This window comes from Terrihabitans rhizophilus, from assembly GCF_033898525.1.
GTDB classification, from domain to species: domain Bacteria; phylum Pseudomonadota; class Alphaproteobacteria; order Rhizobiales; family Methylopilaceae; genus Flaviflagellibacter; species Flaviflagellibacter rhizophilus.
The window spans coordinates 191,094-204,114 of record NZ_JAXAFJ010000002.1; the positions used below are offsets into that span (position 1 = coordinate 191,094).

Sequence of the window (13,021 nt, forward strand, 5' to 3'; positions counted from 1 at the left end):
GGACGGGCACAACCTCAACGACAGGAGAGGCAAGATGAAGCATATCGGCCTGAATGCATTCAAGTCGGCTATCATCGCCGCAGCCGCCATCACAGTGGCTGGCGCCGCGAATGCGCAGACGATCACCGGCGCTGGCGCGTCGTTCCCGGCCCCGGTTTATGCCAAGTGGGCGGACGCTTATAAGACCAAGACCAACACCTCGGTGAACTATCAGTCGATCGGCTCCGGCGGCGGCGTCAAGCAGATCAAGGCCAAGACGGTTACCTTCGGTGCGTCCGACGCCCCGCTGAAGAAGGAAGATCTGGACCAGGCTGGCCTCGTTCAGTTCCCGACGGTCATCGGCGGCGTTGTTCCCGTCATCAATGTCGAAGGCATCGAATCTGGTGCGATCGTTCTCGACGGCGAGACCCTGGCGAACATCTATCTCGGCGAAGTGAAGACCTGGAACGATCCGGCCATCGCGAAGCTGAACCCGAACGTGAAGCTGCCGAGCACGGCCATCGCCGTCGTTCGTCGCTCGGACGGTTCGGGCACCACCTTCCTGTTTACGGATTACCTCTCGCAGGTGAACCCGAACTTCAAGTCGAAGATCGGCGCCGCCACCGCTGTCGAATGGCCGGTTGGCCTCGGCGCCAAGGGCAATGAAGGCGTTGCCAACACTGTCTCGCAGACGCAGGGCGCGATCGGCTATGTCGAGTACGCCTACGCCAAGCAGAACAAGATGGCCCACGCCAACATGATGAACCAGGCCGGCAAGAACGTCGCACCGACGGCTGCAGCCTTCGAAGCTGCTGCCGGCAGCGCCGACTGGAAGAGCGCACCGGGCAACTACCTGGTCCTCACCAACCAGCCGGGCGATGCTTCGTGGCCGATCACGGGCGCGACCTTCATCCTGATGCACAAGCAGCCGCAGGACGCGAAGGCTTCCGCCGAAGCTCTGAAGTTCTTCGAGTGGGCTTACAGCGCCGAAGGCGACAAGCTGGCCTCTGATCTCGACTATGTGGCTCTGCCGGACAACGTTACGACCGACATGCAGGCCATGTGGAAGGCCGAGATCAAGACCGCTAACTGATCCCGTTAATAGCAAGGGGGCCTCTGTGCCCCCTTGCTTTCTGTGCCCAAAGCCTGGAGACGGTGATGGCCGACATCAGCTTATCGGACGTGCACGTGGTCAGTTCGCGACAAAAGACGCTCAAGCGCTTCAACATCGCCGACGTCATCTTCCATCGCGCGACGCAAGCCGCGGCGATCCTCGTCCTCCTGATCCTGGGCGGCGTGATCTTCTCGCTGATCCGGGGCTCCATTCCGATTTTCCGCGAGTTCGGTCTCGCATTCTTCGTCACGCAGAGCTGGAACCCGGTTACCGAACAGTTCGGCGGCCTGGCAGCGATCTACGGCACGGTCGTCACCTCGCTGATCGCCATGCTGATCGCGGTTCCCCTCGGCATCGGTATCGCCATTTTCCTGACGGAACTTTGCCCGCAGTTCCTGCGCCGCCCGATCGGCATCGCAGTTGAGCTCCTGGCCGGTATCCCCAGCATCATCTATGGCATCTGGGGCTTCTTCGTCTTCGCTCCGTTTCTCCAGCAGACGCTGCAGCCTTTCCTGATCAACGTCACGGCCCCGATCCCGGTGCTGTCCTACCTGTTTGCAGGTCCGCCCTACGGCATCGGCATCCTGACCGCGAGCCTGATCCTCGCGATCATGGTTCTGCCCTTCATCACCTCGATCACACGCGACGTATTTCTCACGGTGCCGCCGGTCCTCAAGGAAGCGGCATACGGCGTGGGATGCACGCGCTGGGAAGTCATCCGCAATGTCGTGATCCCCTACACACGCGTCGGCGTGGTGGGCGGCGTCATGCTCGGCCTCGGGCGTGCTCTCGGCGAGACGATGGCGGTCACCTTTGTGGTGGGCAATGCCAACCGCATCTCGGCATCGCTGCTGCAGCCGGGAACCACCATCTCCGCGACCATTGCCAACGAGTTCACCGAAGCCACCGGCGACATCCACACCGGGTCGCTGATCGCGCTTGGCCTCATCCTCTTCTTGATCACCTTCACGGTTCTGGCGATCTCCCGCCTGCTGTTGATGCGGGTGGCCAAGGCATCGGGAGCCTGATCCATGTCCTCGCTCCACGCACGCCGGCGCATCACGAACCAGATCTTCATGACGCTGTCGCTGGCCGCGGCCGTCATCGGCATCACCTGGTTGTTCCTCATCCTCGGCACGCTTGTCCTCAAGGGCGCAGCCGGCCTCAATCTCGCGGTCTTCACCGAGATCACGCCACCGCCGCAAGGCGAAGGCGGTGGCCTGCTGAACGCCATCGTCGGCAGCCTGATCATGACCTCGATCGCGGTTGCCGTCGGCACCCCGGTCGGCATCCTGGCCGGCACTTACATGGCTGAGTACGGACGTCACACGAAGCTCACCACGGTCGTGCGCTTCATCAACGACATCCTGCTCTCGGCACCCTCCATCGTCATCGGCCTGTTCATCTACGAGCTGATCGTCGCACGGATGGGCCACTTCTCGGCGATAGCGGGCGCTGCGGCACTTGCGGTGCTGGTCATACCGGTCGTGGTCCGCACGACGGAAGACATGCTGCTCCTGGTGCCTGATCAGCTTCGCGAGGCGTCGACGGCTCTCGGCGCGCCGCGCTGGTTCGTCATCCGCAAGGTTGCCTACACGGCAGCCAAGGCCGGGATGGTCACCGGCGTGCTGCTGGCGGTCGCACGTGTCTCCGGCGAGACCGCTCCGCTGCTGTTCACGGCGCTGAACAACCAGTTCTGGAGCACAGACCTTACACAGCCCATGGCAAGCCTTCCGGCCACCATCTTCAACTTCGCTCTCAGCCCCTATGAAGGCTGGCAGCAACTGGCCTGGACCGGGGCCCTTCTCATCACCTTCGCGGTGCTGACGCTCAGCATTACCGCGCGCTACCTCACTTCGCGGAGCTGATCATGACCGACACGTCGCTTCTATCCCCGACCGATCCTGCCGGAGCTGTCGCACCCAAGCCGGCGATCCCCGTGTCGAACGATGGGTCATCGTCCTCTCCCACGACCATCACCATCAATCGTGCGACGGACCGTCACGAGAAGGTTTCGATCCGTAATCTCAAGTTCTACTACGGCGAGCACCTGGCGCTGAAGTCGATCAACCTGCCGCTTTACGAGAAGACGGTCACCGCCTTCATCGGCCCGTCGGGTTGCGGCAAGTCCACGCTGCTGCGCGTGCTGAACCGCATCTACGAGCTCTATCCGAACCAGCGCGCCGAAGGCGAGGTTCTGCTGGACGGTCGCAACGTGCTTTCGCCCGACCAGGACCTGAACCTGCTGCGCGCGCGCATCGGCATGGTGTTCCAGAAGCCGACGCCGTTCCCGATGACGATCTTCGAGAACGTGGCGTTCGGCATCCGCCTCTACGAGAAGCTTTCGAAGGCGGATATGGAGCAGCGGGTGTTCTCGGCTCTCGAGCGCGCCGGCCTCTGGAAAGAGGTCAAGGACAAGCTCAACGCCAGCGGACTCAGCCTCTCCGGCGGCCAGCAGCAGCGTCTGTGCATCGCACGTGGCATCGCGGTGAAGCCGGACGTGATCCTGCTCGACGAGCCGGCCTCCGCGCTCGATCCGATCTCGACCGGCAAGATCGAGGAACTGATCAACGACCTGCGGTCGGAGTACACGATCTGCATCGTCACGCATAACATGCAGCAGGCGGCCCGCGTCTCCGAGTTCACGGCCTTCATGTATCTCGGCGATGTCATCGAGTTCGACCGCACGGAGAAGATCTTCACCAATCCGAGCGAGAAGCGGACGCAGGACTACATCACCGGCCGTTTCGGCTGATCGACGTCCTCAGGTCACAGCGTTTTGAGGCCCGGCGAAAGTCGGGCCTTTTGCTTGGCGTTGAGCCGCGTTCCGGCGCCGTGCTATGGCAGGCGGATGAGCGAGACCACATTTCAGCGAGAGATCATCGAGGCACCCGGCGGCGAGAAGCGGGTTCTGCTTCATTCCTGCTGCGCCCCGTGCTCGGGCGAGGTGATGGAGGCCATGCTGGCCTCGGGGATCGATTACACGATCTTCTTCTACAATCCGAACATCCATCCCGAGCGGGAATACCTCCTGCGCAAGGATGAGAACGTGCGCTTCGCCGAGAAGCACAACGTGCCGTTCGTGGATGCCGACTACGACAAGGACAATTGGTACGCCCGTGCCCGGGGCATGGAGTGGGAGCCGGAGCGGGGCGCCCGATGCACCATGTGCTTCGACATGCGCTTCGAGCGCACAGCGCTCTACGCGCACGAGCATGGCTTCCCCGTGATCACGTCCTCCCTCGGCATCTCGCGCTGGAAGGACATGAACCAGATCAACGGATCGGGACGGCGCGCGGCGGCACGCTACGAAGGCATGACCTACTGGGAGTACAACTGGCGCAAGAAGGGCGGCTCCTCGCGCATGATCGAGATCTCCAAGCGCGAGAACTTCTACCAGCAGGAATATTGCGGCTGCGTCTATTCCCTGCGGGACACCAATGTCTCGCGGCGCGAGCGCGGGCGCGACCCGATCAAGCTCGGGGTGCTCTATTACGGGCAGGCCGAAACGGACGATGCGCCGGAGCAGGGCTGAGGGGCTTCACGCAACGCCCAGCAGGCGGATCAGTCCGTAGCTGAACACGCCAAGTGCCGCGAGCGAGAGGCTTGCGGCCAGGAACACCCGCCGTCCGACGCGCGCCAGCACCCGCAGGTCAGCGCTGAGGCCGAGAGCCGCCATCGAGATGACCGTCAGCCACTCGGTGATTGCCGCCAGCGCGGGCAGTACCGGCCCCGGGATCAAGCCCGCGCCTCGTGCGGCCACCATCGCCACGAAGCCGATGATGAACCACGGCAGCATCACCGCGGCCGAAGGCCGTCTTCCTCCTGATCCTTCTGCGAACCACAGGCTGATCGCCACGATGACCGGCCCCAGCATCAGCACGCGCAGCAGTTTGACCACGGTGCCGACCTGCAGGCTCAGTTGCGACACCGGGGCAGTGGCGGCCAGAACTTGCGGCACGGCATAGACCGTCAGGCCTGCGAAGATGCCGTACTGGTTCGCGGAATAGCCGATGAGGCCGGGCAGGGACGGCAGGAACAGGACGGCGGCGATCCCCAGAACTGCGGTGAAGGTGATGGATGCGGCCACGTCGCGCGCCGGCGCGCGGATCACAGGTGCCACGGCTGCGATGGCAGAGTTGCCGCAGATCGAGTTTCCGACGGCAATGAGCAGTGCCAACGGCTTGTCGAGGCCGGCCATGCGGCCGAGCAGGTAGCTGGTGGGGACCGACAACGCGACGACGGCCGCGATGCCGAGGAGCAAAGCGGGCCCGGCTGCCATCACCGCAGCCGGATCGATCAACGAGCCCAGCAGAACGACTGCGATCTCCAGCAGCGTCTTGGAAGAGAAGCAGATGCCCGCTCTGGTGGACGCCTGCAGTGGCAAGGTGCTGCGGACGGCCAGCCCGAAGACGATCGCGAGCGGCACGGCATCCAGCACCGGGTGCCCCAGCAGCCGGACTTCAACCCAGGACGCGGCGCGCGCCGCCAGCGCCACGCCGACGCACAACATCAGTCCCGGTAAAAGGCCGCTCCACGACGTGGGGCGGCGGCTTGGCTCCAAATCCACTATCATTCCGGCAGGATGGCAGGCGTCGCTGTTAGGTCTATCGCGACTTTCCCGATGTTCTGTGCACTATTATCGAACGATGACCCTGGAGCAGCTCAAGATCTTTGTGGCCGTCGCGAAGCGGGAGCACCTCACCCGCGCTGCGGAGGGGCTCAACCTGACGCCGTCGGCGGTCAGTTCCTCCATCCGTGCGTTGGAGGAGCGGTACGGACTCTGCCTGTTCCACAGGGTAGGGCGGCGCATCGAACTAACCGAGGAAGGACGCATGTTCCTTCCGCATGCGCGTGACGTCCTGGCTTCGGCGCAGGATGCGGAACGGGCGTTGAAGGAGACCGGCGGGCTGATCCGCGGGCGTATCGGCGTGTCGGCAAGCCAAACGATCGCCGGGTACTGGCTGCCCCCGTTTCTCGCGAGATTCCGCGAAACCTATCCCGGCTTGGAGACGAACCTGCTGGTGGGCAACACCGCTGATACGGTTGGCGACGTTTTCCATGGCCGGGCCAATATCGGCTTCGCTGAGGGCGAGGTTGAGCACCCCGACCTGACGGTTCGAGCCGTGGCGACCGACCAACTCATAGTGGTTGTGCCCGTGCGGCATGCCTGGGCCGACGGGCGGCACCTATCCCCGACGGAGATTCGGAATGGTGACTGGATCTTGCGGGAGCAAGGCTCCGGCACCCGGGCGCTCTTCGAGAAGGCGCTGGCGGCTCAGGACATCGCGGCCGGCGACCTGAAGGTCCTGCTGGCGCTTCCCTCGAACGAGGCCGTGCGCTCGGCGGTTCTTTCCGGGGAGTATGCCACCGTCATGTCGGAAGCAGTGGCCGCACCGGATCTTGCCACCGGCCGGCTGGTGAAGGTCGGCATGGATCTGCCGCCGCGCCATTTCTGGCTGCTGCGGCACCGAGAGCGCTACCGGACCAAGGCATCCGCCGCTTTGGAGGCCTTGGTCACGGCAAGAACTAGCCCAGAAACTCCAGCACAGCCCCGGTGAAAGCCTCGGCCTGCTCGACATTGATGATGTGCGAGCCGCGAAGGATGAGGCCGCTCGAATTCGGCACCCGGCCCACGATGAGGGCAGCCTCGTTCGGCGACGTGTTTTGGTCGTTCGAGCCCACGATGACGAGGGTCGGCGAGGTGACGGCGCGGATGCTCTCGCGCTGGTCCATGTCGCGCATCGCGGACGAACAGCCGATGAAGCCGTCGAGGGTGGTCTGCACGAACTGCGCACGGATGGCATCCACGGCTCCGGCGTTCGCCGTCAGGAACTCCTTGGTGAACCACATGCCCATGGTCGGGTTCGCCAGAGGCTCGATGCCGCGGTTCTGCGCCGTCTTGATGCGGCCGTTCCAGACCTCAGGCGGACCCATGAACACGCCCGCGCTGGCCACCACGAGCCGTTGGATGCGCTCCGGCGCGGTCGACGCGATCCGCAGGCCCACCATGCCGCCGATGGAGAGGCCCACCCAATGCGCGCTCTCCACGCCGGCCGCATCCATTACGGCGATGGAATCCCCTGCGAGCTCGTCGATGGTGTAGGGCGCTGCCGGTGAATTGGACTGGCCGTGGCCGCGGCGGTCATATCGCACGACCCGGAACCGCTCCGTCAGGGCAGCCAACTGCGGCTGCCACATTCCGTGCGTCGTCCCCATCGAGTTCGACAGCACCAGTGCCGGCGCATCGGCGGGTCCGTCCACAGTGTAGAAGAGGCGGACGCCGTTGTTGTCTGCGAAAGCCATTTGTGTGCCTCAGCGAATTTCGACGGCGAAGCTGTCGAGGGCCGGTGCGGCCGTGATGAGGCCGCGCTCCTTCATGAACGCGCCGAAGCCCTCATAGCGCGCGCGATCCAGGAGGCCCGGCTGCTTGGCGAAGCGCGGTAGGGTGGCGGCCCATGCGGCGGTGTTCAGCTCGTCGTCCAGCTTGGGATAGGCCTTGGTGAAGGCTTTCCAGCTTTCTTCGGGATGGTTCAGCAGTTGCACCGTCGCTTCCTGCCCGGCAGCGAGGAAGCGCTTCAGCCGGTCGTCGCCGAGGCTGTCCTTGTGCGCGACGTAGATCAACTCGTCATAGAGCGGCACGCCGTGTTCCTCGGGGAAGAAGACAGTGCTGGTCCCGCCGGCGATCTTCACCTGCGTAGGCTCGAAATTTCGGAAGGCGCCGATCACGCCATCCACCTGCTTGGCCATCAGGGCTTGCGTCAAAGCGAAGTTGACGTTGACCATCTCGACGTCCTTCGCGGAGAGGCCGGCGTTCTCGAGCATCACGCCCATCAGCGCGTCCTCGAAGCCGGAGATGGAATAGCCGACCTTCTTGCCCTTTAGGTCGGCGATCGATTTCACCGGACCGTCCTTCAGGACCAGCAGCGAGTTCAGCGGCGTGTCCACCAGCGTGCCGAAGCGCACGACGGGCACGCCTTCCTGCACCTGGAGATAGAGGTTCGGCTGATAGGTCACGGCCACGTCCGCCTGCTTGGCGCCGACGAGCCGAGGCGGCGCGTTGGGATCGGCAGGTTCGACCAGTTCGACATCCAGGCCGTGCTTCTCGAACAGGCCGTTCTGCTTGGCGATGACGAGAGGCGCATGATCCGGGTTCACGAACCAGTCCAGCAGCACCGTCAGCTTGTCGGCGGCTGCGGCGGGGCTGAGCGAGAGGCCGAGGGCGACCAAGGCGGCGGCAAGACGCTTCATCGGGAGAACCTCATTGCGCGCGCCTCAGGAGGGGCGGCGATCATCGGACCAGGGGATCAGACGGGCGAGCGCCGCGTCCAGGGTGAACCAGAGAACGGCTGCGACCAAGCCGAGGATCAGGAGGGCCGCGAACAGCACATCCGTCTGCGCGCGGGCATTGGCATTCAGCATCACATAGCCAAGACCCGATGACGCGCCAACCCATTCGCCCACCACGGCCCCGATGGGTGCCGCGGCAATGGCGACGCGCAAGCCCGAGGCAAGCGAGGGCAGGGCGGACGGTACCTTCAGCAGGCGCAGGGTCTGTAAGCGCGAGGCACCGTGCAGGCGTGCGAGATCCAGCAGCCCGGGATCGGTGCGCCGCAGGCCGTCCTGAAAGGCTGAGGTGATGGGAAAGAAGATAATGATCGTCGTCATCACGATCTTGGACGCCAGTCCGTAGCCGAACCAGACCACGAGCAGGGGAGCGATGGCGAAGACCGGCAGCACCTGCGACAGCACCAGAAGGGGCAGCAGCCAGCGGCGCATGGTCTCCGACGACGCCACCAGCAGGGCAGCCGAGACGCCCAGCACAGTGCCCGCGAAGAGTCCAAGCAGGATCTCCTGTAGCGTCACCAGGGCATTGTCGAAGAGGTAGACGTGGTTCTTCAGGATGGCCGCGAAGACGCGTTCCGGGCCGGGAAGGATGAATGGCGGCGGACCGAACAGCTTTATGCCAGCCCACCACGCAGACAGCAGCACCGCCGCCGTAACGATGGCGCGCAGGACGGAGGCGGCTGGGGCGGGAAGACGAAGATTCATGTGGACCGGCCTCTTCCTTAGAGGCGGCGCGGACCCGGTTCAACGTGATAGGGCATCGCACCCGATGACCGGACCGGGAAAAGCCCTTATGAGAGGCGACCCGGCGACGCAGCCGGAAACCGGGACCAGACACATGGCACAGAGAACCTGTCTCACAATCGTGCTCGCGGCCGGCGAAGGGACGCGCATGCGTTCCAGCCTGCCCAAGGTGCTGCACCGCGCGGCGGGCCGCACGCTTCTGGGTCACGCGCTCGCATCGGCGGAAGGCGCCGGCGCCGAAAGGCTGGCCGTGATTGTCGGACCGGGGCGCGAGGACGTGGCGGCCGAGGCGCAGGCGGCTCGCCCGGATGCGCAGGTTTTCACCCAGACGGAGCGTCTCGGCACGGCGCATGCGGTGCTGGCGGCGCGTGAGGCTCTGGGGAGCCCGGCCGACGATGTCCTGATCCTGTTCGCCGATACGCCCCTGATCCGTTCCTCCACGCTGTCGCGGATGCGGGACGAACTCGCAGCCCGCGCGGACATTGCGGTGCTGGGCTTCCGGGCCGCGGATCCCACCGGATATGGCCGGCTCATCGTGCAGAACGGCAGCCTTGCCGCCATTCGCGAGGAAAAGGATGCGAGCGCCGACGAGCGCGCGATCGACCTCTGCAATGCCGGGCTGATGGCCATGGCCGGCAAGCACGCGCTTTCGTTGCTGGACGAGGTCGGCAACGCCAATGCCAAGGGCGAGTACTACCTTACGGACGTGGTGGAGATCGCCCGTGCGCGCGGTCTCAAGGCCGTTGTGCTCGAGGCTCCGGAGGCCGAGGTGCAGGGCGTCAACACGCGCGCGCAGCTGGCATCCGCCGAAGCCGCCTTCCAGCAGCGCCTCCGGGCTGCGGCGCTGGAGGCCGGGGTAACGCTGATCGCTCCGGAGACGGTGTTCTTCTCCTCGGATACGGTGCTGCAGCCCGACGTGCTGGTGGAGCCGAACGTGGTGTTCGGACCCGGGGTGCATGTGGAAAGCGGTGCCGTCATCCACGCATTCAGCCATCTTGAGGGCGCACACGTGGGCTCGGGCGTCTCCATCGGTCCGTTCGCGCGGCTCCGGCCAGGCGCGTCGCTCGCCGAAGGCGTGCGCATCGGCAACTTCGTGGAGATCAAGAACGCCGTGCTCGATGCCGGCGTGAAGGTGAACCACCTCGCTTATGTGGGCGACAGTCATGTCGGCGAGAACGCCAATATCGGCGCCGGCGCCATCACCTGCAATTACGACGGCGTGAACAAGCACCGCACCGAGATCGGCGCGGGCGCCTTCATCGGCGTCAATTCCGCGCTGGTGGCGCCGGTCACGATAGGCGAGGGTGCCTATGTCGCGACCGGCAGCATCATCACCGAGAACGTGCCGGCGGATGCCCTGGCCGTGGCTCGCAGCCGCCAGACGGTGAAGCCGGGCTGGGCCGAAGAGCGCCGGAAAACCGTGACGAAGACGAAGCGGGACTGATGTCTGCCTCAGGATGAGGTCGTGCTGGATCAGCGATCGGCCGAAATCCGGGCGGTCATATTCGGACAAAGTTTGTTATTTTGCGCAAAGCTGGCCTTCGGCTTAGACACTCTGCCGGCCGGAGAACAATCTGTATGTGCGGTATTGTCGGAATCCTGGGCAACAAGCCTGTTGCCCCGCAGATCGTGGACGCGCTGAAGCGTCTCGAATATCGCGGCTATGATTCCGCGGGCGTCGCCACTTTGGAAGATGGCGAGCTCGACCGCCGCCGCGCGCCCGGCAAGCTGCGTTATCTGGAGGAAAAGCTGGAGAGCGAGCCGCTTGGCGGCAATGCCGGGATCGGCCACACCCGGTGGGCCACCCATGGCGGACCCAGCGAAGAGAACGCCCATCCGCACTCCACGGCCCGCGTTGCGGTGGTGCACAATGGCATCATCGAGAACTACAAGGAGCTGAAGTCCGAGCTCATCGCTCAGGGTGTCCATTTCTCCAGCGAGACGGACACCGAGGTGATCGCCCACCTCGTTTCAGAACAGCTCGACGCCGGCAAGACGCCGGAACAGGCCGTGCCCGCCGTGCTGTCGCGTCTGCGCGGGGCCTTCGCGCTGGCCTTTCTGTTCCGAGGCGAGGACGATCTCATGATCGGCGCCCGGCGCGGCAGTCCCCTCGCCGTCGGGTACGGCAATGGCGAGATGTTCCTGGGCTCCGACGCCATCGCGCTCGCGCCCTTCACCGACCGGATCAGCTATCTCGACGACGGCGATTGCGCGGTCATGACCCGTCGCGGTGTCACGGTGCGCGACTGCGATGGCTCGGGTGCTGCCGTGTCGCGCACGATCCAGCGCTCGCTCGCCAGCGCCGCCCAGATCGACAAGGGCAATTACCGCCACTTCATGGCCAAAGAGATCGCGGAGCAGCCGGAGGTCGTCGGGCATACGCTGTCGCACCATCTCGACATGAGCGCGGGCCGCGCCCGGGTTCCCGAGGGCCTCGACTTCGCGGCGCTTGATCGTCTCGCCATTTCGGCTTGCGGCACGGCCTTCTATGCCGGCCTCGTGGCGCGCTACTGGTTCGAGAAATATGCGCGGATGCCGGTCGACATCGACATCGCATCGGAGTTCCGCTACCGCGAGCCGCCGCTGAATGGCGGCGGTCTCGGCATCCTCATCTCGCAGTCCGGCGAAACCGCCGACACGCTGGCAACTTTGCGCCATTGCCGCCAGCAGGGCATGCAGATCGCCTCAGTGGTCAATGTCCCGACCTCCACCATTGCCCGGGAATCTGATGTCGCCCTGCCTACGCTCGCCGGGCCTGAGATCGGCGTTGCTTCCACCAAGGCGTTTACGTGCCAGCTGGCGACGCTTGCGAGCCTTGTCATCGCCGCCGGCCGCGCGCGCGGGGTGCTGGGCGCCGACGACGAGGCCGAGCTTGTCGGTGCTCTCATCGAACTGCCGCGCCTGATGGCCGAGACGCTGAAGCTCGAGCCGCAGATCGAGGAACTGGCGCGGACCTTCGCCAAGGTGCAGGACGCGCTCTATCTCGGCCGTGGCACCAGCTATCCCATCGCCATGGAAGGCGCGCTGAAGCTCAAGGAAATCTCCTACATCCACGCCGAAGGCTATGCGGCTGGCGAGCTAAAGCACGGACCGATCGCATTGGTCGACGAGAAGGTGCCGGTGGTGGTGCTGGCGCCGTTCGACAACCTTTTCGAGAAGACCGTCTCGAACATGCAGGAAGTGGCGGCCCGTGGCGGCAAGATCGTGCTTGTGACGGACGCTGCCGGTGCCGAACATGCCGGCGAAACGCTGAAGACCCTGGTGCTGCCCTCGGCCCACCCCTTCGTGACGCCCATCCTCTACGCGCTGCCCATGCAATTGCTGGCCTATCACACGGCCGTGTTCATGGGCACCGACGTGGACCAGCCGCGCAATCTGGCGAAGTCCGTTACCGTGGAGTGAGTGCGCTCAGGAACCGGTCGGGTTGCTCGGCCGCGTTCCGACATAGATCGCCGATGCTACGAGCAGCACGGCCGTGATCGCGAAGGCGTAGCGGGGCGCACCCGAAAACCAGACGATGACGAGCGACAGCGCCATGCCGGACAGCGCAAATGCCTTGCCGCGCACGGAGATCGACCCGTCGCGGCGCCACGCGACCACCTCCGGTCCAAGCTGTGGGTGGTTGAGCAGCCAGAGCTCGAAGCGTGGCGAGGATCGCGAGAAGCAGGCAGCAGCAAGAATCAGGAAGATGGTGCCGGGCAGGAGGGGCAGGACAACGCCGACGACACCGATGGCCAGGAGGATCCAGCCCGCGACGAAAAAGAGCGGTCGCAGTGGGTCCGGGTTGGGTGTGGTGGCCATGTCAGAGGTTTTGGACCCGCACCGCTCCGCCTACAA

The 13,021-nt window shown here is 64.9% G+C and carries 13 protein-coding genes; 8 read left to right on the forward strand and 5 right to left on the reverse strand.

Translation table 11 applies throughout. The features are described 5' to 3' along the window. Positions 1–34: 34 nt before the first annotated feature. The 5 genes from pstS (at position 35) to SCD90_RS04520 (ending at position 4,628) form a co-directional block, all read left to right on the forward strand. Complete coding sequence (gene pstS, locus SCD90_RS04500; protein WP_425265637.1) at positions 35–1,072, forward strand: phosphate ABC transporter substrate-binding protein PstS; 1,038 nt, start codon at positions 35–37, stop codon at positions 1,070–1,072. Between the two features lie 65 nt (positions 1,073–1,137). Beyond that, positions 1,138–2,121, forward strand: coding sequence for a phosphate ABC transporter permease subunit PstC (gene pstC, locus SCD90_RS04505; RefSeq protein WP_319843439.1), 984 nt, complete (start codon positions 1,138–1,140; stop codon positions 2,119–2,121). A 3-nt stretch (positions 2,122–2,124) separates the two neighbouring features. Continuing rightward, entirely contained in the window at positions 2,125–2,961 is an 837-nt protein-coding gene (gene pstA / locus SCD90_RS04510) for a phosphate ABC transporter permease PstA (protein ID WP_319843440.1), read from the forward strand. A gap of 2 nt (positions 2,962–2,963) precedes the next feature. Next, on the forward strand, positions 2,964–3,848 hold the full coding sequence (gene pstB, locus SCD90_RS04515) for a phosphate ABC transporter ATP-binding protein PstB (protein WP_319843441.1): 885 nt from the start codon (positions 2,964–2,966) through the stop codon (positions 3,846–3,848). Between the two features lie 96 nt (positions 3,849–3,944). Then, positions 3,945–4,628 (forward strand): epoxyqueuosine reductase QueH, encoded by a 684-nt coding sequence (locus SCD90_RS04520; protein WP_319843442.1) that lies wholly within the window; start codon positions 3,945–3,947, stop codon positions 4,626–4,628. Between the two features lie 6 nt (positions 4,629–4,634). On the opposite strand, the gene SCD90_RS04525 is transcribed toward SCD90_RS04520, so the two are convergent. After that, complete coding sequence (locus SCD90_RS04525; protein ID WP_319843443.1) at positions 4,635–5,606, reverse strand: YeiH family protein; 972 nt, start codon at positions 5,604–5,606, stop codon at positions 4,635–4,637. A 136-nt stretch (positions 5,607–5,742) separates the two neighbouring features. Here SCD90_RS04525 and SCD90_RS04530 point away from each other — a divergent pair, with 136 nt between their 5' ends. Then, positions 5,743–6,654: a LysR substrate-binding domain-containing protein gene (locus tag SCD90_RS04530; protein ID WP_319843835.1), complete on the forward strand. Its 912-nt coding sequence runs from the start codon at positions 5,743–5,745 to the stop codon at positions 6,652–6,654. On the opposite strand, the gene pcaD is transcribed toward SCD90_RS04530, so the two are convergent. Genes pcaD through SCD90_RS04545 form a run of 3 tightly spaced genes read right to left on the reverse strand, consistent with a single transcriptional unit; the run spans position 6,623 to position 9,145 of the window. After that, entirely contained in the window at positions 6,623–7,399 is a 777-nt protein-coding gene (gene pcaD, locus SCD90_RS04535) for a 3-oxoadipate enol-lactonase (RefSeq protein ID WP_319843444.1), read from the reverse strand. The genes SCD90_RS04530 and pcaD overlap by 32 nt on opposite strands. 9 nt (positions 7,400–7,408) lie before the next feature. Beyond that, the gene (locus SCD90_RS04540) at positions 7,409–8,344 is read right to left on the reverse strand and encodes an ABC transporter substrate-binding protein (protein WP_319843445.1); all 936 of its coding nucleotides are present in this window, start codon (positions 8,342–8,344) and stop codon (positions 7,409–7,411) included. A 24-nt stretch (positions 8,345–8,368) separates the two neighbouring features. Then, positions 8,369–9,145 (reverse strand): ABC transporter permease, encoded by a 777-nt coding sequence (locus SCD90_RS04545; RefSeq protein WP_319843446.1) that lies wholly within the window; start codon positions 9,143–9,145, stop codon positions 8,369–8,371. Between the two features lie 133 nt (positions 9,146–9,278). Between SCD90_RS04545 and glmU the strand changes: the two genes are divergently transcribed. Both glmU and glmS read left to right on the forward strand, forming a co-directional pair. Beyond that, positions 9,279–10,628, forward strand: coding sequence for a bifunctional UDP-N-acetylglucosamine diphosphorylase/glucosamine-1-phosphate N-acetyltransferase GlmU (gene glmU / locus SCD90_RS04550; protein WP_319843447.1), 1,350 nt, complete (start codon positions 9,279–9,281; stop codon positions 10,626–10,628). A 134-nt stretch (positions 10,629–10,762) separates the two neighbouring features. After that, positions 10,763–12,586, forward strand: a complete 1,824-nt coding sequence (gene glmS, locus SCD90_RS04555; protein ID WP_319843448.1) for a glutamine--fructose-6-phosphate transaminase (isomerizing) — start codon at positions 10,763–10,765, stop codon at positions 12,584–12,586. 6 nt (positions 12,587–12,592) lie between these two features. Here glmS and SCD90_RS04560 read toward each other — a convergent pair whose 3' ends face one another. Beyond that, entirely contained in the window at positions 12,593–12,985 is a 393-nt protein-coding gene (locus tag SCD90_RS04560; RefSeq protein WP_319843449.1) for a YbaN family protein, read from the reverse strand. Positions 12,986–13,021: the final 36 nt, after the last annotated feature.